Source organism: Pseudomonas sp. FSO-7, from assembly GCF_059579345.1.
The window spans coordinates 1,933,057-1,954,437 of sequence record NZ_CM184193.1 but is presented as its reverse complement, the minus strand read 5'-3'; the positions used below and the strand labels follow the sequence as shown (position 1 = coordinate 1,954,437).

General features: G+C 54.0%; 17 protein-coding genes and 3 pseudogenes. 4 read left to right on the top strand and 16 right to left on the bottom strand.

Annotated features, from left to right (window positions below):
• Positions 1-90, bottom strand: a complete 90-nt coding sequence (gene kdpF / locus AC515T_RS08620) for a K(+)-transporting ATPase subunit F (RefSeq protein ID WP_003218754.1) — start codon at positions 88-90, stop codon at positions 1-3.
• 404 nt (positions 91-494) lie between these two features.
• On the opposite strand from kdpF, the gene eat reads away from it, so the two are divergent.
• Together eat and AC515T_RS08610 are read left to right on the top strand one after the other, a co-directional pair.
• Positions 495-1,859, top strand: coding sequence for an ethanolamine permease (gene eat / locus AC515T_RS08615; RefSeq protein WP_496532148.1), 1,365 nt, complete (start codon positions 495-497; stop codon positions 1,857-1,859).
• A gap of 120 nt (positions 1,860-1,979) precedes the next feature.
• The gene (locus AC515T_RS08610; protein ID WP_003183831.1) at positions 1,980-2,147 is read left to right on the top strand and encodes a DUF2897 family protein; all 168 of its coding nucleotides are present in this window, start codon (positions 1,980-1,982) and stop codon (positions 2,145-2,147) included.
• 168 nt (positions 2,148-2,315) lie between these two features.
• Here the strand turns inward: AC515T_RS08610 and AC515T_RS08605 are convergent, their stop codons facing one another.
• A complete protein-coding gene (locus tag AC515T_RS08605) occupies positions 2,316-3,167 on the bottom strand; it encodes an urea carboxylase-associated family protein (RefSeq protein WP_028236958.1) in 852 nt (283 codons plus the stop codon).
• Between the two features lie 15 nt (positions 3,168-3,182).
• Positions 3,183-3,665, bottom strand: a pseudogene (locus tag AC515T_RS08600) (FCD domain-containing protein); the annotation flags it as partial.
• Between the two features lie 451 nt (positions 3,666-4,116).
• Here AC515T_RS08600 and AC515T_RS08595 point away from each other — a divergent pair.
• Positions 4,117-5,397: a Wzz/FepE/Etk N-terminal domain-containing protein gene (locus AC515T_RS08595; RefSeq protein WP_496532147.1), complete on the top strand. Its 1,281-nt coding sequence runs from the start codon at positions 4,117-4,119 to the stop codon at positions 5,395-5,397.
• Positions 5,398-5,548: 151 nt separating this feature from the next.
• Here AC515T_RS08595 and AC515T_RS08590 read toward each other — a convergent pair.
• From AC515T_RS08590 to AC515T_RS08575, 4 genes and pseudogenes are all read right to left on the bottom strand, one after another.
• Positions 5,549-5,844: pseudogene (locus AC515T_RS08590) on the bottom strand (channel protein TolC); the annotation flags it as partial.
• A 33-nt stretch (positions 5,845-5,877) separates the two neighbouring features.
• Positions 5,878-7,423 (bottom strand): annotated as a pseudogene (gene tnpC, locus AC515T_RS08585) (IS66 family transposase).
• A gap of 18 nt (positions 7,424-7,441) precedes the next feature.
• A complete protein-coding gene (tnpB, locus tag AC515T_RS08580; protein ID WP_496532146.1) occupies positions 7,442-7,801 on the bottom strand; it encodes an IS66 family insertion sequence element accessory protein TnpB in 360 nt (119 codons plus the stop codon).
• A gap of 77 nt (positions 7,802-7,878) precedes the next feature.
• Positions 7,879-8,130, bottom strand: a complete 252-nt coding sequence (locus AC515T_RS08575) for a hypothetical protein (protein WP_496532145.1) — start codon at positions 8,128-8,130, stop codon at positions 7,879-7,881.
• 269 nt (positions 8,131-8,399) lie between these two features.
• Here AC515T_RS08575 and AC515T_RS08570 point away from each other — a divergent pair, with 269 nt between their 5' ends.
• Positions 8,400-10,166, top strand: a complete 1,767-nt coding sequence (locus tag AC515T_RS08570; protein ID WP_496532144.1) for a calcium-binding protein — start codon at positions 8,400-8,402, stop codon at positions 10,164-10,166.
• An 84-nt stretch (positions 10,167-10,250) separates the two neighbouring features.
• Here the strand turns inward: AC515T_RS08570 and AC515T_RS08565 are convergent, their stop codons facing one another.
• The 9 genes from AC515T_RS08565 to asnB all read right to left on the bottom strand — a co-directional run bounded on the left by AC515T_RS08565 (position 10,251) and on the right by asnB (position 21,358).
• The gene (locus tag AC515T_RS08565) at positions 10,251-10,586 is read right to left on the bottom strand and encodes a ComEA family DNA-binding protein (RefSeq protein ID WP_496532143.1); all 336 of its coding nucleotides are present in this window, start codon (positions 10,584-10,586) and stop codon (positions 10,251-10,253) included.
• Positions 10,587-10,698: 112 nt separating this feature from the next.
• A complete protein-coding gene (locus AC515T_RS08560; protein WP_496532142.1) occupies positions 10,699-12,693 on the bottom strand; it encodes a polysaccharide biosynthesis protein in 1,995 nt (664 codons plus the stop codon).
• A 103-nt stretch (positions 12,694-12,796) separates the two neighbouring features.
• The gene (locus tag AC515T_RS08555) at positions 12,797-13,822 is read right to left on the bottom strand and encodes an MraY family glycosyltransferase (RefSeq protein WP_496532141.1); all 1,026 of its coding nucleotides are present in this window, start codon (positions 13,820-13,822) and stop codon (positions 12,797-12,799) included.
• Between the two features lie 185 nt (positions 13,823-14,007).
• Positions 14,008-15,135: a non-hydrolyzing UDP-N-acetylglucosamine 2-epimerase gene (wecB, locus tag AC515T_RS08550; RefSeq protein ID WP_496532140.1), complete on the bottom strand. Its 1,128-nt coding sequence runs from the start codon at positions 15,133-15,135 to the stop codon at positions 14,008-14,010.
• Positions 15,128-16,138, bottom strand: coding sequence for a polysaccharide biosynthesis protein (locus tag AC515T_RS08545; protein ID WP_496532139.1), 1,011 nt, complete (start codon positions 16,136-16,138; stop codon positions 15,128-15,130). The genes wecB and AC515T_RS08545 overlap by 8 nt, the downstream gene beginning before the upstream one ends.
• 33 nt (positions 16,139-16,171) lie before the next feature.
• Positions 16,172-17,029 carry a dTDP-4-dehydrorhamnose reductase family protein gene (locus tag AC515T_RS08540; RefSeq protein WP_496532138.1) on the bottom strand — a complete coding sequence of 286 codons (858 nt, stop codon included), beginning with the start codon at positions 17,027-17,029 and terminating at the stop codon, positions 16,172-16,174.
• Positions 17,026-18,270 (bottom strand): glycosyltransferase family 4 protein, encoded by a 1,245-nt coding sequence (locus tag AC515T_RS08535; protein WP_496532137.1) that lies wholly within the window; start codon positions 18,268-18,270, stop codon positions 17,026-17,028. The genes AC515T_RS08540 and AC515T_RS08535 overlap by 4 nt, the downstream gene beginning before the upstream one ends.
• Before the next feature lie 3 nt (positions 18,271-18,273).
• Positions 18,274-19,410, bottom strand: a complete 1,137-nt coding sequence (locus tag AC515T_RS08530; RefSeq protein ID WP_496532136.1) for a glycosyltransferase family 4 protein — start codon at positions 19,408-19,410, stop codon at positions 18,274-18,276.
• Positions 19,411-19,432: 22 nt separating this feature from the next.
• Positions 19,433-21,358: an asparagine synthase (glutamine-hydrolyzing) gene (gene asnB / locus AC515T_RS08525; protein WP_496532135.1), complete on the bottom strand. Its 1,926-nt coding sequence runs from the start codon at positions 21,356-21,358 to the stop codon at positions 19,433-19,435.
• Positions 21,359-21,381: the final 23 nt, after the last annotated feature.

The window sequence follows — 21,381 nt, the reverse complement described above, 5'->3', positions numbered from 1 at the left end:
CTAGTTCCGATCGGCGCGCAACAGCGCAACCAGCAGATAAATGAACAGCGCCACTGCCAGCAGCAGCGACACCCCGTCCAGAACACTCATGGGATTTCTCCGTGATACGGCGTCGTGCCGTGTGTGGGGTGATTGTCGGCAGGGAGGCTGTAAAGGAACGAGACCGAGAGAGGGGTTGGGGGATAAAGAATCTGTAAAAAATCGGCTGAGGGGGTGGCTGGGCGGGCCTCATCGCGAGCAAGCTCGCTCCCGCAATGGCTCTGTTGTGACTAGAGAATGTGCGTCTACTGACGATCCCCTGTGGGAGCGAGCTTGCTCGCGATGAGGCCAGCCCGGCCAGTGACGCTCTGAACTGGGGCACAAAACCAAGCCATCCGGCAGCGAACATCCTCGATACGACACCATTTCACCCATTACGACCGCCCCCGCCATACTGGCACGCCCACTGCACTGCCCTCCCCAGCGCTTTTGCTATGGATCGAGGGGAGCCACCGATGAACACACAACTCAAACCCACCCTGGGCACCCTGCATTTATGGGGCATTGCCGTCGGCCTGGTGATTTCCGGCGAATATTTCGGCTGGAGCTACGGCTGGGGCGTGGCCGGGACGCTGGGTTTCCTGGTGACGTCCTTCATGGTGGCAGCCATGTACACCTGCTTCATTTTCAGTTTCACCGAGCTGACCACCGCCATTCCCCATGCCGGCGGGCCGTTTGCCTACAGCCGTCGTGCCTTCGGCGAGAAAGGCGGGTTGATAGCCGGGCTGGCGACGCTGATCGAATTCGTCTTCGCGCCGCCGGCCATTGCCCTGGCCATCGGCGCCTACCTGAACGTGCAGTTCCCGGCGCTGGACCCGAAACACGCGGCGGTCGGCGCCTATATCGTGTTCATGGGCCTGAACATCCTAGGGGTCAAGCTGGCCGCGACATTCGAGTTGATTGTCTGCGTCTTGGCGGTGGCCGAACTGCTGGTGTTCATGGGCGTCGTGGCCCCGGCGTTCAGTTTCAGCAGCTTCGCCCTGAACGGCTGGGCCGGTTCCGATGTATTCGGCGCACCGGCCATTGCCGGCATGTTCGCCGCGATTCCCTTCGCCATCTGGTTCTTCCTGGCCATCGAAGGCGCGGCCATGGCCGCCGAAGAAGCCAAGGACCCGAAACGTACGATTCCCAAGGCCTATATCAGCGGCATCCTGACCCTGGTGTTCCTGGCGATGGGCGTCATGTTCCTGGCCGGCGGCGTCGGCGATTGGCGCACCCTGTCGAACATCAACGATCCCCTGCCCCAAGCCATGAAAACCGTGGTCGGCGAAAGCTCCGGCTGGCTGCACATGCTGGTATGGATCGGCCTGTTCGGCCTGGTGGCGAGTTTCCACGGGATCATCCTTGGCTACTCGCGGCAGTTCTTCGCCTTGGCCCGCGCCGGCTACTTGCCCGCGTCCCTGGCCAAACTGTCACGTTTCCAGACCCCGCACCGGGCGATCATCGCCGGTGGACTGATCGGCATTGCCGCAATCTACAGCGACGGCCTGATCAACCTCGGCGGCATGACTCTGACCGCGGCGATGATCACTATGGCCGTATTCGGCGCCATCGTCATGTACATCATGAGCATGCTCAGCCTGTTCAAACTGCGCAAAACCGAACCCAACCTGGAACGTACTTTCCGCGCACCGGGCTATCCGATCGTGCCGGGGATCGCCTTGGTGCTGGCCGTGGTGTGCCTGGTGGCGATGGCCTGGTTCAACGCGCTGATCGGGCTGATCTTCCTCGCCTTCATGGCGGTGGGCTTCGTCTACTTCATCCTCACCGCCCAACTGCGTGCAGACGCGCCCGCCGATGTGATGCTGACCGGGCTTTGAGGTGAAGCCGGCCGAACGGGCGTAGTATTGAACCACTGCGAACAACCTTCGCTCATAAGTGGTAAGGGCGATGGATCGGCGAAATGTTCGTCCGTCCATCGCCCCCTCAAGGAGAGCCCTATGCCCTGGTATGCCTGGTTGATTCTGATTGTTGCAATCGGCTCGATCGTTGGTGGTCTGATGATGCTGCGCGACACCGCCAACAAGGTCGAATTGACGGACGAACAGCGCAAGCGTGTTGCCGAGCGCAATGCGGAGATGGATGCGAAGGAGGCCAAGGATCGTTGAGCTATTACCTGTCCCGGCTACATAGTGCTTTTGTGGCGAGGGAGCTTGCTCCCGCAGGGGCGCGAAGCGGCCCTAAACCTGCTGAGTGTCAGGCTAATCGGGTTTGGGGCTGCTGCGCAGCCCAGCGGGAGCAAGCTCCCTCGCCACAAAAAGCCCGCGCCTTCGGCTTCACTTTTCCCAATCCGCCTTGGCAATGTGCAAGCCATGCAACCCCTTGTAAGCCGCCCGTTCAGGCTGGCTCCACCCCTCCAGCAATGAATCCTCCAACCGATAGATCTCCACACCCAACGGACGACAGACGCTAAGGGGATCCTGGGCATCCGGTCCCCACATCGCCAGCGACAGGTCACCACCCGGGCAGGTGGACAGTGCACACAACAGATCGATCTCGGCAAAGAACTCCAGGTAATCGCCCTTCTGCGCCGGACAGGCCTTCATGAAATACATGTCGTCATGATTGAGCCCCGTGCACTGGAAAATATTCAGCACGTCATGCACATCGAACTCCGTCAGGCCGTGGGGCAACACCGCACGGGTCAGGTTCGAGTGGCAGTGATGATGGAAATCTTCGCCAGTCAGCATCTTGTTCACATACGGATCACAGCGCGTACCCAGCAGATCGTGAAGTCGTCCACCATGCTCGTCAATGCCGTAGCCGGCCAGACTGTCATCGGTGATGGTCACCAAGGGCCGCAGGAATGGCAGGTTCGACCATAACCGATCATGGGTGCTGACGTGGGCGCCCTGAAGTTGGCGCGTGCGCGCCGCCCACAGGCGCTCCCGCGGATCATGGGCGTTCCAGACGTTGAAGTCCCCCACCTGCGGGCCTACCGGGGTCGTAACGCGGAACACATGACCAGCGGGTACGTGCCAAGCGCGACCGGTGCGGATAGGCACCTCGAACTGTTCGATCAGGGTGCGCTTGTCCTGCTGGGTGCGGATGCGGTCGTAAAAGGGCTTGTCCACCTGCAGGGCTGAACCTTTGCTGACCTGGTAGGCGGCTGGGTAGTCTTTGTACATAGCGAAGTCCTTTGATCATTGAGGTGTGGCAGCAGCCAACAAGTGCAGAAGCAATTGTTCGGAATCGTCGAGATAAAGGTTCATACCCTCCAGGGCCGCGAGCCTGTCGCCTTCAGCCAACCAGTCATGGAGCTGCCGATCTCGGGCGAGCCAAGGCGCCTGGAAACGGACCTCATCGGGAGCGGAACAAAACACCAGGCGCATCTGGGCAACCACGTTGGTGAAAAACTCATCAAGCAAAGGACTGCGCATCAACCCGACGATGTGCTGATGGAAGACCAAGCCGTGAGTCCCGACGGCGCGCCAGTCCTCACGCTCACGAGTCAGTTCGGCCGCTTCAAGGGCTTCGAGCATCCGGTCAGACTGGTACTCGCTCAAGGACTTGCTGACCACGATGGCCTGTAGCTCCAAGGTACGACGGACCTTGAACAGATCCCGCATGTCATCGACACCCAACCTGCGGACCAACACCCCTTTGTTACGCACAACGCGGGTGATGGCCCAGACCGTTTCGACACCACTCCCCAGCGGTGACACCAGGCATGCCCGTTACAAACTACTCGACGACTCATACCAAATACACCTCTAGCCGATTGATGGCGCTTACCGATAACGGGCAGCGGCCTTGCTTCTGGAAAGGTTAGGCGCCATTACATGACGCGCCGCCACGAACGCATCCGGTATTGCGAGCCGACCGATAAAACGGTGGGGTGAATCAACAAAGCGCTTTCAACGGTCACAGGGAGACGAGGGCCAGACCATAGGGCCTTCAAGGCGATGTCAGGGCCGCGACTGCCTCGCGTCCCTGACAGTTCCCCGCCCTTGCTGTTTGTTAACAAATGCTGGAAAATCCAAAAAAAATTTAACAAAATATAAAATTTTCCAACCTGAGATGTCGGCAATTTCCAGACATAGTTTGGAGAGTCTGCCAAAACTTTAAGAGCGCGCAATGAACATTCCAGCAAGCACTATTGATACTCCCCGACAGGAAGTTGTTGAAGTAAAAGAGCTTATCGGTAGCCTTTGGTATCAAAGGGCGATTGTTCTATTGTTTACGGCACTGACTGTTACCGCCGCTATTGCCTATGCTCTATTGGTAACACCTGAATATGAAGTTGAAACTACTGTCCGGCCTGTCCCACTGGCAGACCTGGATGAGTTGAATGAGTCCGGAATCTACAAACTTCTTCCAAATGAAGCACTGGACAACATTGGTTCTTCAATGCAATCTTATGATGTCCGCCTCAAGTTCTTCCAAGCCAATCCGCAGTACCTGGCGCCATTACAGGCACCAGGGCAATCTATTGAGAAGACATTTGAAAGATTCAACGAAAGAGCATTTTCGCTTAAGAAAACCGACCCTAAAAAAAGCTCCAGCCTTTCCGAAGCCGTTGGCCTAAGTCTTAGATACCCTCAGGGTTTAGATGGCGTAGGTATCCTGAGAGATTTTACCGACTTCGTTATTAAAGGCGAAAAGGAAAAAATTGCTTCAAACTTAAAAACATTGATTGCCAACCGCATCGACCAGACTGAAAAGAAGCTGGAGTCAAAAAAGTCCGCCTATGAGGCAGAGAAAGACTCCAAAATTGCTCAGTTGCTGGAAAAAGATCAGCTAAAAAAGCAAGTACTTCAAGACGAACTCAAAGCACTGCGTCAACAACTGCTTAGCCGCAGACAAAACCGCATCAAAGAACTTGATGAAGCCATCGTCATCGCCAAGAAACTCGGAATTGTAAAACCCACCACACCTTCAGCGCTGGGAGATGGAGAGCAAGCACATCAGGGCAACATGATCCGCACGGAAGTCAACAACCAGAAAATACCTCTGTATTTCCTGGGACAGGCGGCACTGGAAGCAGAGCGTGCCACCTTGGTAGCTCGTCATTCCGATGACTTCACCGAGCCGCGTATTGATGAGATTCAAAAAGAGCTCAGCCTGCTGGCCACCAACCGCGAAGCAGCACTTCTCAAGGAACGGAATCATCCTGAACTGTTTCTCAAGGACTTCGCGGACATCAGCGGTGAGTTGACTCACCTGAAGCAACTGAATGTAAATTTCGATCAGTTAAAACTGGTCAATGTTGATAAAGATGCGACGGAACCTCAAGCACCTATAAAACCGAAGAAAGCCCTGATCGTTGGATTTGGTCTGATCTTTGGATTCATACTCGGCCTGGGTGTCGCCATCATTCGTCGCGCCGTACTGTCTCTGCATTCATCACGTCGTTAATTGTCGAGGGCTGCGCTTGCTTTTCAAGCGCAGCCCGACTTGACCAATGGCTTTAGTACCATCCTGTATCCCCAAAAAAATCCAACATCGCTTTTCTGACAATACAATTTGTCAGTCCCGCCCCCCAAAGAGCGCGTGACGCGCCGACAATTTACTCCCGCAGCGCCTCTGGTGAAATGATCGCCTGATCACTTCCATTCAACCAGAGATTGACGTTTTCGCCTCTTTCTTCCGACAACTTTCCGGCCCAGCGATTCAGGATAATAAAGTTGGTTATAAAGTCGTATTAAGCAGATTGCGACGTGCTTTGAATTCGTTCTGCACAGCGGTCAAGACATCCACGGCATCAACCACGCCTTAGGCAAATGCTTTTTCAGCCGCAATGCGCGATTGCTCGGCCGAGGCCAATGCATTGCGGCTGGCGTGAATCTTTTCGTATGCGCTCCATAAACCCCACCTATCCCAAGGTGAGTCAACGGTTTACCGTGGCATCTCCGGTGAACAGTTCCACGGCAGCGAGGCTTCGTAGTCTCCGACCGTCGAGGTATACGGCAACCGCTCCAGTACGTGGCGCAGCCACGTATAGGGCTCCTGGCCGTTGAGCTTGGCGGTCTCGACCAGATCGTAGATCTGGGCGCTGGCCGTGGCGCCCTTGGGCGTATCGCTGAACAGCCACGCCTTGCGCCCTATTACAAACGGCTTAATCGCTCTTTCAGCGGCGTTGTTGTCTATGGGTAAAAAACCGGCTTCGACGTAACGCGCCAGCCGGCTCCAGTTGTTCGCCAGATAATGTACGGCCTTGCCCAGTGCACTTTGCGCCGTGACTTGCGGTTGGGTCTTGTCCAGCCAGCTTTTCAGTTGGCCCAGGATCGGCAAGCTTTTTTCCTGACGAGCGATAAACCGTTGTTCATCGCTGGCGTCTTTGGATTCGCGTTCGATGCCGTACAGTTTGTTGATCATCGTCAGCGCGATATCAGCCCTCCCGGTTTTACCCTTAGGCTGCACTTTTTGTGCATCCACGAACTTGCGTCGCGCATGGGCCATGCATGCCAGTCGCTCCACGCCCGGCTGCAACGCCAAGGCGTTATAGCCGGCGTAATCATCGGTCATCACATAGCCGCGATAACTGTCCAGCAAGCGCAACGGTACAACCTGCGCTCGGCTGGAGGTGTAGTCGAACAGCACGACTTTCTTGTCCGGTGGGCCGCTGGCCTGCACCCACATCCAGGATTGACTGGTCGGGTCACGATCCGGCTCCTTCAACACCTGGACGCGGGTTTCATCGCAGTGGATCACCGGGCTTTCCAGCAAGCGGTCGCGCATCAAATTCAGCAGTGGCTGGAAGTGTTCGCTGCACTGGATCACCCAGCGCGCCAGCGTCTGGCGCGCAATCTCGACGCCATGTCGGCTGAGCACGGTTTTTCAAACCGGTGCAACGGCAAGCCATCGACGTACTTGGTAGTCAGCAGCATCGCCAGCACGCTGGGGCTGGCCATGCTCTTTTCGATCAACTGGGCAGGCTTGTCAGCCGTGACCGGTGCAGTTTTACAGCCCCGGCAACCGTAGACCTTGCGGATGAGCCTGATGACACGGATCTGCATCGGCACGATGTCCAGTTGCTCGCTGGTCTCTTCGCCGATGGCGTGTTTGCGGCAACCGCATGCACAGGTCAGTTCGTGTTCAGGCAGTTCGTGGATGACTTCGATACGCGGTAGATCGACCGACAACGGCTTGCGTTTTCCACGGCGTGGCATCGGCGCAAAGGCTTCTTGTCAGGGTCATCAACGAGCGGCATCGGCTCGCTTTCGGGCTCGTTGAACAGCGCCAGTTGCGGCGTGTTGGGCTCGACAGTCTGTTCGGACTTGCGCCCGAACAAGCGGTCGCGCAGCAACTTGATCTGCTCTTTCAGGTCGACGATGTGGGTTTGATAAGTCTGGGCCACTTCTTCCTGGCGACTGAGTGCCTCAAGCAGCAGTTGCTTGAGCAAAACAGGATCATCGGGAAGGTCGTCGGGCAGGGAAATCATGGCCCGGATTATACCGGGTCAGGCTACGTAGCGTGGGGTCAAAACCTGATGAGGGCGGTTGCGCCAAAGGTCAGAACCATCGAGTAACCAGTTGAGTTCCTGGACCGTCAGAACGATCGCCTCGTCGCTGGCATCGGGCGAAGTTTTAAAACGCTCGGATTCGAGGCGCTTGAGCCAGGGGCAGAAGCCGTTGCGCTCCCAATACAATATCTTCACTCGGGTGCGTGGCTTGTTGAGGAAAACGAAAAGCATAGGGTCGAACACCACCACTTTGATGTCCAGCTCGACCAGAGCGGCGAGGCCATCAATGGATTTTCGAAAATCCACGGGCTTGGGGTAGAGGTAGACTTTTTCGACTTTGGCGTCGGGTCGCATCATGACGGACTGGCTCCAGAAAAGGATCGGGAGCACAGCATCAGATTTCAACTCGAGGCTTTGAATGTGTAGGTGATCGCTTACTTTTCACTGGCCTTGATCGCCGGGTTGTCGACGATCGCCAAATTGACCCAACCCTCTAGGCTTTCAACGGACACCTTCAATTCGACATCATTACGCACACCACTCAGTTCCTCTTTGTCCGGTCGTCCGATAATTTCCGACAACGCAACACGGCCCAGGCTGAACTGGTTACGCGCTTCGACTTCCTGTTCAGTCTGTTCAGTCTGTATGGGTTGGCCAATCTGATGCTGACCAAGCGGTATTTGCAACGGACGGGGGATAAATCCGTCTGAAAGTAGAGGCTGGCTCGGCAAATCAGCTACGTGAGGGCAGAAATCGCCCCCAGACGCAGAATAAAGCCGATGGGTTGAAATAACGGCCTGAAAATGGAGGATAGCTCGAACAGGTTAATTGTTCAGCGCCTCCTTAACATACCGCCCAAAGAACTGTAACCTATTTGAACTTTGACCCGTAACGCCGTTTGCACAACGATTCGGGTATCGGGAGCGGCCACCCAATCAATATGGAGTCACTTTTGATGAATTATTTTTCTTTAATCGCCGATATCGTCCGGGAAGAAGCGGCTGCAACCGGTGCGTTGCTGCAAGACGTCGCCCGCGAATTATTGGCCACCAATACAACTCACTCGGATGGAGCCTGGTGGGCTGCCCACGGCAACGACCCTTTCTATGCCGCCGAGCAAATTTACAAGACCGTCACAGGCGACCCGACTGCCGAACGCGCAGAACTTCTGTGCGGCAATATAGTTGACGTATTCAACGGCCTCTGCGCGGAGCTTGACCTGCAAAAACGCACCATCTGGACGTACTCAGACTCCCAGGGATTCTTTCAGGGGCATACGTACCTTGAAATTTTTAATACAACTACCAACAAATGGGAAATTCAGGACGCGGACTATAACGTCTATTACACCGACGTTCGAACGGGCGAGCGTGTCGGTGTCAACGACATGATGAACGCAGACGATATTGAAAATTTCATTCCTCATAATGCCAGTGTATCCGGATGGACAGAAACGGGCGCAGAAGGCTTGCGCTTGGCCAATCTCTATGCGGCACAAGTCATCACTACAGAGCAAAAGCTCTATACCAGTAGCAACAGTCTGAGCGACACCTTGCTGGACAGCATTGCCAACGCCCTTAGTGGAGTTTTTGACTATACGGTAGTAACCGCTCCGGGCAATCCAACCGTCACGCACTTTACAGATAGCAACGCAACCACCGAAAACTCACGAGCCACGATAACAGGGACTGCGGGCGCGGACTTTATTTCATATGACGGCAGTTCAATCAGCCCGGTGTTCGCCACGCTGATCGGAGGAGAGGGTAATGACACGCTCACTCTACGTTTTTCCGCTGGTCAACTCTATGGCAATGCAGGCAATGACATCCTGATTGGCGGACAGCGGGCCGATCTCTTGGTCGGCGGTACAGGTGATGACTACATGTCTGGCGGAGTCGGTGCAGACCAGTATGCGTTTTCCAAGGGTGACGGCTTGAACGACATAGTCAATAGTTACGGTGTAGGAGCAGATCAACTTGTTTTCCTCGGCGTCAGCGGTGCCGGCGGTACAGGCCGCACACAAATCTCGCAAAGTGATTTCAACTTGAGGGTCGATCAGACAATAACCGAGGACGGCGTCTATCTTCGTTACGACATCGATGGCGATGTACGTTTTGATGGAGGGATGTTGATCGAAGCCCGTACGACTCTGCTCACCGCCAGCGACGCTACTTTTATTTTCAACGCTGACCCGCTCAAAGACTTCAAAACCATTGCTGCCGCTACCAATGCCGGTTACGGGTACGCCGAACAAATCTTCGGCGGCAGCTCGGCTGACAAGATCCTCTACACCGGAACCTCAGGCGCCATACTGGCTGGCAGTGTCAGCGGCTTAAACAGCGGCAATGACGTCATCCAGTCTCGTTCGGATGCAAATTGCTCGCTGAACGGTCACGATGGCAACGACGTATTGATTGGAGGCAACGGAAGCGACTTCATCGTCGGCGGTACCGGTAATGACGTGTTGATTGGCGGAAACGGTCACGATTTCTTCACATTCACTGCGGGCTCGGGCTCAGACACCATCCAGGACTTCAAACAAGGTGAAGACACCCTGTATATCTACGGCTGGACGGCTTCTACCAAGGCTGTGACTCAAACGCTGCAGGACAATGGACTGGTTGTGGCTTTCGACACCGCCGGCGATGGTGCTCACGATGGCGATATAACGCTAATTGGCCAGACGACCTTGCTGAGCAATATCGACATGTTGTTCGCCTGAGTTCGGGTTATCAGCCCATCGGGCATTAGTTGCGCTAAAGAAATAGGCCGATCAATGATCGGCCTATTTCGTTTCTATAACACCTCAGTTCACTTCAATCCTGTCGCGATTTCTATCCAGAAGCGCTTTGCCGATCCCCTTCACCTCCAGCAATTCGTCAACTGACGCAAACGCACCATTACTTTCACGATAAGCAACAATCGCTTTCGCCTTGGCCTCGCCCACCCCAGCCAGCTCACGTTGCAGCGTCGGTACATCAGCACTATTGAGATCGACCTTGCCGAGTTGCGCCTTGGTGGCCACATTCTGCACCAGAGGTGCTTTCATCACATCCGGCGGGTTAACAGGTGCGGCGATTGCCGTAAGAGAGACGCTGGTGAGCAGGGCAAAAACCAGAGAGTAGAAACTGCTTGTACGCATTAGTGAAGCTCCATGCCATCGTTTGAGAAAGCGACTTTTCCGAAGCCGCCCTCCAAACATAGGCGATGCCATTGAACTGTCAAAAATGTGTACGTTACAGGATATGAAACAATCAGGGTTCCAGGCGGCGCTGCTGGTAGATCCAGTCAACGATCTCACCATCCGGGGTATAGCCGCTGACAGTGTCACGCAATAGCTGGCGGACGCGCGTATAGTCGTCCTGGTCCACTGCAGCGAGCAACTCGCTCAACTTGCCCTTCAGCAAATCCCAGGACAGGTAATCTTCGTTGGCCGTCATGATCATCGGGTGCTGTGTGGCCGCCACGTTGTCACCAATCAGCAGCTCTTCGTAAAGCTTCTCGCCCGGCCGCAGCCCTGTGAACTCGATAGCGATGTCGCCATGCTGGTTTTTTTCCGAGCGCACGCTCAGGCCGGACAAATGGATCATCTTCTCGGCCAGCTCGACGATCCTCACCGGCTCGCCCATGTCCAGAACAAAGACATCACCGCCCTGTCCCATGGAGCCCGCCTGGATCACTAGCTGTGCCGCTTCAGGGATGGTCATGAAGTATCGAGTGATCTTCGGATGCGTGACCGTCAGCGGGCCGCCCGACTTGATCTGTTTGTGAAACAACGGAATGACCGAACCCGATGAGCCCAGGACGTTACCAAACCGTACCATCGTGAAGCGCGTTTTGTTCACACGGGAAACATTGCTCGTATCACCGAACAACACCGGGGCCAACTCACGGCTCAGCGCTTGCAAGGTCAACTCGGCAAGACGCTTGGTGCTGCCCATGATATTGGTTGGTCGCACCGCCTTGTCGGTGGAAATCAGGACAAAGTTGGCCACCCCTGCCTGAAGCGCGGCCTGGGCCGTATTGAGGGTGCCCATCACATTGTTGAGCACGCCTTCAGCAATGTTGTGTTCGACCATGGGGACATGTTTGTAGGCCGCGGCGTGATACACCGTGTCTACTCGCCAGGTTTTCATGACATCCAATAACTTGTCCGGGTTACGAACCGACCCGAGAATTGGCAGAAGACGGATGGACAGCGACTCTCGAGCGATCCGCTGCTCCAGTTCGGACAAGATGGAATAAAGATTGAACTCACTGTGTTCGAACAGTAGAAGCGTTGTTGGACGTAGCGTCAGAATTTGCCGGCAAAGCTCGGAGCCAATGGAGCCCCCGGCGCCCGTGACCAACACGGACTGCCCTGTGATGCAATGTTCGAGCAAATCAGCCTGGGCCGGGACTGCGTCACGCCCAAGCAGGTCTGCAATGTCTACTTCCTGGATATCATCGACCTTGACCCGGCCGCTGGCCAGATCCATGAAGCCCGGAACGCTCCGAACGTGTAACGGAAAGCCTTCGAGAAACCCGAGTATTTCGCGACGGCGTCCACGGTTGGACGAAGGAATGGCGAGGAGAATTTCCTGAGCACCAGTGTTGTCGATCATCTGTTGGATGTGCTTGGGCGTGTACACTTGCAACCCGGAGATCACCCTGTCGGCGATTCCTCTATCGTCATCGATAAAAGCAACAGGCCGCATGACACGCCCCATACGCAATGCGGTGACGAGTTGATTACCCGCCGCCCCCGCGCCATAGATGGCCACTTTCGGCAGTCCGTCATCCCGGCTGGTGAACGGGACGTGTTGAGCTGCACTGAACCAGTCGCCCATGAAATACTGACGCATGGCCAGGCGCAGTCCGCCGATCATGATCAGGCTCAACCACCAATAGTTGAAAATGATCGAACGAGGAACGACGTTTTGATGATTGCTGTACCAGTACACCACAACGCCAAGTATCAAGGACGATAGTGTCACTGCCTTGATAATGGCAATGAGCGCGTCATTTCCAAAGTAACGCATGACGGCACGGTACATGCCAAAGCGGACGAAAAGAGGAATGGCGATGACAGGTGCACTGACAAAAAGCCAGACGTGCTGAGTGAACGGGTTGACTAACTCGTCCACCCCAAGGCGCACGACAAACGCCATCCATAGGGCACACCAGACCAACGAAATATCGGTCAGCACCTGCAGAATACGCTTATGTCGTCTTGGCAGACTTAACAACCTTGGCCGAATCTTATCCATAACCCCTCTAAACACCTATCGAAGCTCCTAGCATTGATACAGCAATTACAGCTTTCGGTAACTCGCTTGCCGATAAAGCAATACTCAAAAACCAATGCCTCCATCACACCTTGCCAGCGATTTCCAACTCGCCTGCGTGAAACTTGAAAGCCAGCAACACCAGAGGCACGTAGGCCAGGACCAATCCAGCCATGCCATCGAGATACTGCATGACGACCAATATAGCCATTGGTACTAACCACAACAAATTGATTGCAGCGATTGTCAGCGTAACCGCCCGATGACTGCCATATTTTCGTGAAGCATACTGGTATCCATGGCTGCGATGGGCCTCATAAACCTTGTCCCCGCGCAACAGCCGACGAATGAGGGTAAAGGTGGCATCAACAATAAAGACGCCCAACAAAATGAGCCAGGCCCAGAGGAACAGTGGGTTCGTCCATGCCGCATAGAGCGACATCACCGCCAATATGATGCCCAGAAAACCACTGCCGGCATCGCCCATGAAGATCTTCGCCGGCGGAAAATTCCAGACAAGGAAACCCAAGACGGCCATTGCCAGTACAAGCGGAGCAATGGCGAGGCTGCTGTGGCCCGCGATCCAGTAAACTAGGCAAGCACCGACACAGGCGCAAATCGCCTCGACGCTGGCCAGACCATCAATCCCATCCATGAAGTTGTAGAGATTGAGCATCCAGACCAGATAGAACGCTGCGATGACATAACCGAACCAGCCGAGACTGAACTCGTGGCCGAACAGATTGATCGGCGCCATCCCCCCAATCCAGAACAATGCCCAGATGGCACCACCAAAATGCGCAAGAAGGCGCCAACGCGCGGCAATATGCCCATGGTCATCGAGGAAACCAACGATTGCGATCCAGCCGCCGGCCCCCAACAGAGCCAGCGCCATCGGCCAGGTCACGGCATCTGTCCAGGCCAGGACAGGCAAAGCAATCAGAAAGCTCATGACAATAGCCACACCACCACCCCGAGGGGTCGGAACCGAATGTGAACTACGCGCATTAGGAATATCTATCAAGCTGCGTGCCAATGCGTATTTGCGCAATGCACCTGTGCCCAAGAATGAAACACCCACCACCAACGCCAACTGCCATATTGTGTTCAAAGGTCAACTTCCTGAAACAGCCAAAACCGATTCTGCACGAACCGGCACTGTCATAAGCCAGCTTGGCGCTGGCTTTCCTGGTAGTGATTGGTTGTCGACGCTAGCGCCTCATCGACGCTGATCGGAAGAATCCAACCCAGCAATTCTTGAGTCTTGCTTATATCGACTTGCAGTGTCGACGACGCTCAGGATTTTGACCAGACAGTGCGATTGATGTAGTCGGTATAACTCAACACAACCCGAATTACCTGCTTCGATACAGGACCTGCCTGGTAATCCCTCACGACCGGGATAACGCGTTGGCTGCGATCATGCTGGCTGGTCACGACACGTACGGCATCCAGTACGCCTTCCACTTTCAGACCACTCATGATGAGGGTGCCTTCATCCATCCCTTCCGGACGCTCGTGCGCATTGCGAATAGTAATGGCAGGCAGATTCAGCAGCGAAGCTTCCTCTGTGATGGTGCCGCTATCGGACAACACGCAAAACGCCGACATCTGCAACTTGATGTAGTCGAGCAGACCGAATGGCTTCGAGAAACGAATCAATGGGTGATCGAGGGATTCACCAATCGCTTCCAGGCGCTTGCGGGTACGAGGATGCGTGGAAACGATAATGGGATACTGGTACTTGTCGGCCAAGGCTCGCAGGGTTTTAAGCAAGTCGCGAAGGTTTTCCGGCGTATCGACGTTTTCTTCACGGTGAGCACTGATGATGAAGAACTTGTCCTGCTCCAGGCCTTCTCTCGCCAGCACATCGGAAGTGAGGATTTTCGGCATGTAATAGTCGAGTACCTCCTCCATGTGCGATCCGGTCTTGATGATCGTTTCCGGACGAATCCCTTCAGCGATCAGGTATCGCCGGGCATGCTCTGTCAGGACCATGTTGATATCGCTCAGGTGATCGAGCACCTTGCGATTGAGTTCTTCAGGCACGCGCTGATCAAAGCAGCGGTTGCCGGCTTCCATATGGAACACCGGAATCTTGCGGCGCTTGGCGGCAATGACAGCCAGGCAGGTGTTGGTATCGCCGTAGAGCAGAAGCGCATCAGGCTTCTCGACCTCAAATACTTCATCCGCCTTGGAAATCACTTCGGCGATGGTCTTGGCTGCGGTTTCGCCTGCAGCACCCAGGAAGTAATCAGGCTTGCGAATTTCAAGGTCATCGAAAAAAACCTGATTCAATTCGAAGTCATAGTTTTGACCTGAGTGAACCAACACATGATTAACCTGCTTATCAAGCTCGGCAATGACGCGGCTCATCTTGATAAGTTCTGGTCGCGTACCGACCAGCGTCATGACCTTAAGCATCAAGTTGCTCCTGAATGTAGTCTAGGTTCAGAAGAACTTTCTTCACGCCTTCAACGTCCAGACGCTCAGTATTGTGCGAGGTGTAATCATCCAGATCGGAAATTTCCTGCTCGCCTTCAACAAAGAACTTCTTGTAGTTCAGGTCACGATTGTCCGATGGAATGCGATAATAACGCCCCATGTCTTCGGCTTTGGCCATTTCTTCGCGAGAGATCAGCGACTCGTAAAGTTTTTCGCCATGACGGGTGCCAATGACCATGACGTCATTGTCGCGAGCAAAGAGTTCCTTGAGCGCTTGCGCCAGGTCCGCCACTGTCGAGGCAGGTGCTTTCTGAACGAAAATATCACCTTGCTCGGCGTGTTCGAACGCGTGCAGAACCAGATCGACAGAATCGTCGAGTGACATCAGGAAGCGTGTCATGTTCGGATCGGTGACGGTCAGCGGCTCGCCACTTTGCAGCTGCTTGATGAACAACGGGATAACCGAACCGCGCGAAGCCATGACATTACCGTAGCGGGTTGCGCAGATCACCGGGCCTTTAGCCGGGATCATCCGCGACTTGGCAACCATCAGCTTCTCAGCCATGGCCTTGGAAATACCCATGGCATTAATCGGATAGACAGCCTTGTCAGTACTCAGTACAACGACACGTTGCACACCCGAAGCAATGGCCGCATTCAAAACGTTTTCGGTACCCATGACGTTGGTACGCACGGCTTCCATCGGGTAAAACTCGCAGGAAGGTACCTGCTTCAAGGCCGCAGCGTGGAAAATGTAATCCACACCCACCATGGCCTGATCAAGGCTATCGCGATCGCGTACGTCACCGATATAGAACTTCACTTTGTCATTAGACAAAGCAATGCGCATGTCTTCCTGCTTCTTCTCGTCACGGCTGAATACGCGAATCTCTTTTACGTCGGTAGCCAGAAAACGCTTCAACACAGTATGGCCAAACGAGCCCGTACCGCCCGTGATCATCAAAACCTTATTATCAAACATAACTACCTTCTCAAACCTGATTAAATTTAATGATCACCGCAACGCGCGCATCGATTTAACCAATTCCAACCATGAAGGTGGAACGTAACCGGTTGCAGCCTGAAACTTCGAGGAGTCCAGTGAGCGATCTATAGAAACTTGACTGTCCGCGATGATATCGATTTCCTTTTCGTAAACTTCCGCTACCAATTTCAGAAGAGACAACTTGTCAATCGGAGCCACCGATACATGGTAAAGGCCATGAAGCTCCGGATTCGGGATTACGTAGTCGCGAATGACACATGCCAGTTCCGCAGTAGGCAACCCCGAAAAAATGGCCTTTTCATAGCCTTTAACGGCGCCATTCTGGGAAAGAAACCAGTCCACCAGCGAATACTGACTTCCCAATTCGTGACCAATGATGGACGTCCGCAGGGTGATCGCATTCGATTCGGTATGAAGCTCGCCAATATACTTCGACTTACCGTAGAGATCTTCCGCGTCGGAGATATCCTCTTCGGTGTACGAACCCTTGCGACCAGAGAACACGCAATCGGTGCTGATGTGAATCAGGCGTGCCCCCAACAGCGCACACAGCTTGGCAATGCGGTGCGGCAGCATCGCATTGATAGGCAGAGCCGACAGAGGATCCTTGGCATCAGCCAGCTGCTTGATCAATCCAACGCAGTTGATGACGACATCCGGCTTGACCCGTGCCAGTACTGAAACCAGGGAATCATGGTCAAGCACGTCAACGTTACTGATTAACGAACCGTGGGTGTCTTCAGAAAAGTATCTGGCGCCATTCGGGTTGCGCAATGTGCCCCACACCTCAAGGTGCGGGTTTCCGTGGAATTGCCTGAACACCGTGCTACCCAGCATTCCGGTGACCCCTAACACAAGAACCTTCATTTTGACCTGCCTTTCAATTCGTTAATCCTGCTGTGGAGAAGCTCGACCAGGCGCTGGCTTTGCCGCTCCATTTCGAAATGCTCGAGGTAGTACGCTCGCCCTGACTGCCCCAACGATTCCCGCTGTTCCAGAGTCATGTGGAAAAGTTGTTCAATGCTGTTCGCCATACCTTCGGCGTCCTGGGCCGGACTCGTCAAACCAGCCCCAGCCTCCTGAACGATGCGGGCCCCCTCGCCATCCAGTGCAGCAATGATAGGCCTCCCTGCTGCCAGGTAAGCCTGGACTTTACTGGGGATGGTATAGGAGAACGCCTCATTCTGCTTCAACGTCACTAACAAACCCGCGGCCCGGCTGAAAAAATGTGGCATTTCGCTCGCCGGGAAACGTCCGGCAAGGATGAGGTTGTCCAGTGCTCGTGATTGCTTCTGACTTTCGATCCAGCTCAACATGCTGCCGCTGCCGACCAGAACAATTTTAAGGCCGGATAAACCGCGAAGCTTGTCCGCTACTTCGACGAGGGTTTCAACCGACTGGGCTGTCCCGAGGTTTCCGGCGAAAACGAGACAGAAGTGATTCTCGAGCTCTGCAAGCAAGGGCGCGGAAATCCGCGTTTGCTCAGTACTTGGAGGCACGTCCTGATAGGAGTTTGGGTAATACACAATTTTACCCGGGTTAGCATAGCGGGAAACCGGGTCACGAAATGCTCGCGACTGAACCAGAAGAGTATCGACGAACGCGTAAATGCCTCTCACCATCCAGCCCGCGGCACGCAGCGCTGTTTTGTTCTTGACGAATCCCGTTGCACTCAGGCTCTCTGGCCACAGATCTTGAACCCACACAGCCAGATGGCTCTTGAGCTTCCACTTCAGATAAATGGCGGGGATGGCCGCCGTAATGGGAGACATTGCAAATACAAAGATCGCATCGAAATTTTCGTCTTTGACTGCACGCGGAAAGTATCTCAGCCCATTCATAACGAAAGATAAATAATTCAACAACAGGTTTTTTGCGCCCGATGAACCACGAGGCCTGAGCGGTGCGCGACAAACCCTGACCGAAGAGTCGTAGATTTCTTCCTGGTATCCAGAAGCACTGTAACCCTCGAATACAACTCCCTCCGGATAGTTTGGTTTCCCGGTGAGAACTTTTACGACGTGCCCCTGAGCAGTTAAACTCCTGACCAGATCATTAATAATGAAAAACTCCGGCCAAAAATATTGCGACACCAAAAGAATTTTCATCTATCAAACACTTCCCTTTGCGCGCTCGGCCAAAGCCAGCAACTCGAACCACGTTTTTCTCGAGGTGTTTTCCCAGTCAAACTTGTCGCTTTGCGTTACTGCCTCGGCGGACAATTTCTTTAAAACATCGGGGTTCGCCAATGCCTCGAAGAGAACATCTTTTATATTTTCCGAATCAAACGGCGAAAAATAAAGTGCAGCTTCTGCTCCAAATTCCGGCATTGGCATTACATTGGAACAGATCATTGGCCTGCCGGAAGCCAGAGCTTCAAGAAGAATATTCGGGCAGTTCTCACAGGACGAAGCAAAGAGATTCAGATAGGCGTGATGATATAGTGGTGGAAGGCTCTGATAGGGAATAGCCCCCAATAACAGCACCTGACTTTCCAGTCCAAGTGTAGAAATCAGAGCTTTTACGCGCTCGGCCTCTGGCAGATGTGTTTCACCCACGAAAATCAGCGGAAACCTTTCACGAAGCTCCTGAGGGAGGTTTGCGTAGGCACTGACAACCTCATAATGATGTTTGTAAACATCAAATCTCGACACGTATAAAATGTAATCACCCGTCGGAAGAAAATCGGGGCGAACAGGGCTACCGCTGTGAGTTCGAAACACCGAACTGATACCATGAGGGATGGTGACGGCGTTTTTCACCTTGGTCAGCGACTCGATTACACTCCGCGCGTAATTAGAGATAAAAATTGTCAAATCAGCTTCCGACATACTCTTGAGCATAATGCGGTACAACAACCAGTTCCTGAGGCGCTGTAACCCCAACGGGATACTTTTGCGTACGCGCAGATCAAACGGAATCATGTTCCGAAACATCGTCGCAACCCTGCAGCCTGCAGGCGCACGAGTGCTGACTACCCCACCGGGGCAAAACAGTACGTCGGCCTTTTCCGCCTTCAAGATACCGGGCAGCGCCCACTTTTCCCAGAGCGCCCTGAGAATCGGGTTCTCTGTGGGCCAGGCGGGTTCAACCCGACGGATCCCGGGATGATCCGGCAGCTTCAGCGAGGCTGGGGCGAAGACAACAATCTCAAGATCTTCGTTGATGGGAACAAATTGAAGAAGATTGATCAGATATGTCTGACCTCCGCCAAGTCGGGCAGAGAGCGCGTTAAAAACTATCTTCATAGAACACCATTGCTCAATATAATTAACGACTATTTTTATCAAGCCAGGACTGGAACATTAGAATATTCCACAAATGAAGACTGCGATCATAGGTTCCGTTTTGATGCTGGTCCCATGCCGAACGAATTTTTTGACAATCAAAATAACCCTCTCTCTTGATACGCTCTTCCGCCAACAATTCTTCCGCCCACTCTCTAAGCGGCCCACGCAACCATTGCGCCAGGGGAATGGAGAAGCCCGCCTTCGGCCTATCGAAGAATGAATTGGGGACATAACGTTTCAGCAACTCACGAAGCGGCCACTTCCCAACACCTTGTTTGATTAATTGGTCTGAAGATAAGGAAAATGCCAGTTCCGCAACTCGATGATCAAGCAATGGCGCGCGGGTTTCGAGGCTCGAGCTCATGGCGCCGCGGTCTACTTTAACCAATAAATCGTCAGGCAAATATTGAGAAACGTCCCACCGACGCATTTCCTCAATATAGTCGTGCGCTGATTCCCAGCTAGTAACGCCCTGACCTTGACCGCCAGCTCCCAGCACGACGTAATCATCAGGCTGCCACTGCGACATCAAACCGGTGTACATCTGTGCCAGACTCTCGGACGCCAGCAACTCGGACATTCTGTAGATACGGCGACCATTCACCTTCGCTCGTACCGTACCCGGTAAAATAGAGCAGACGTTGTCCCACCCTTTTGAGGAAAGCGACCGAAGTGCGCAAGCCATGACCCGGCGTGCGGGCAATGGAAGCTTTTCTATACGCACCCATAAGCCGGCAGTGATCTGGTAGCGGGGATAACCGGCAAAAAGTTCATCACCGCCGTCCCCGGACAGCGCAACAGATACATGTTGCTTGGTCATCCTGGAAACCAGGATTGTAGGAATCTGCGAGGAGTCAGCGAAAGGCTCGTCATATATTTCCGGCAAATGCGGAATGATCGATACGGCGTCGTCCGCACCTAGATAAAATTCAGTGTGGTTCGTCCCCAAGTGTTTGGCGATCGCCTTCGCATAAGGGGCTTCATCAAACTCAGGCTCATTGAAGCCGATGGTATAAGTGTTGATACTTGAACTGCTTTGCGACTGCATCAACGAAACAATCAGGCTTGAATCCACACCACCGGACAGGAACGCACCGAGTGGAACATCCGCAATCATCTGCGACTTCACCGCAGCCGACAGCCTTTCACCTACAACGTCTACCACTTCTTTATCAGTAGCCTGCGACAACGCGTCCCTTAATGCACTGGATTGCGCCAGTGACCAGTATGAAACTGGTGTCTGCTGGGAAGAAAAAGAGTCCACCGTCAGATAGTGGGCTGGCGCCAGTTTCCTGATACCTTCGTAAATAGACTCAGGGGCTGGAACATAGCCAAATCTGACGAACTTCGCCAGTGCATGACGATCAATGCGCAGATCATCAGTAAAGGCCGCCTTGATTGCTTTCAACTCAGAGGAGAAAACAAACCGGTTACCGACAATACCGTAATACAGGGGTTTTTCCCCCATACGATCCCGGGCTAACGTAATTGTTTTGCTGACTTTGTCCCAGACAGCGAATGCAAACATGCCGACCAGATTTTCGAGCGCTGTTTGTACACCCCACGCCTCGATCGCGGCCAGCAGTACCTCCGTATCAGAGTGACCACGCCAGATACGCGTCGAACCGGAGTCAATCAGTTTTTGCCGCAACTCATTGAAATTATAGATTTCACCATTGAACACAATAACGAAACGCTCGTTATCGGACACCATTGGCTGACTTCCATGTACCGACAACTCCAGAATAGAAAGCCGCCGATGGCCCAGCGAAACCCCGTTATCGGCATCTGACCAAACTGCTCCGTCATCGGGTCCGCGATGTATCAGCGCATCCACCATTTTGCCAACGGCAAAGGCGCTCTGCTGATCCAACCTCCACCCGGCAACTCCCGCAATTCCGCACATACCTACTCTCTCACCCCGGTGAA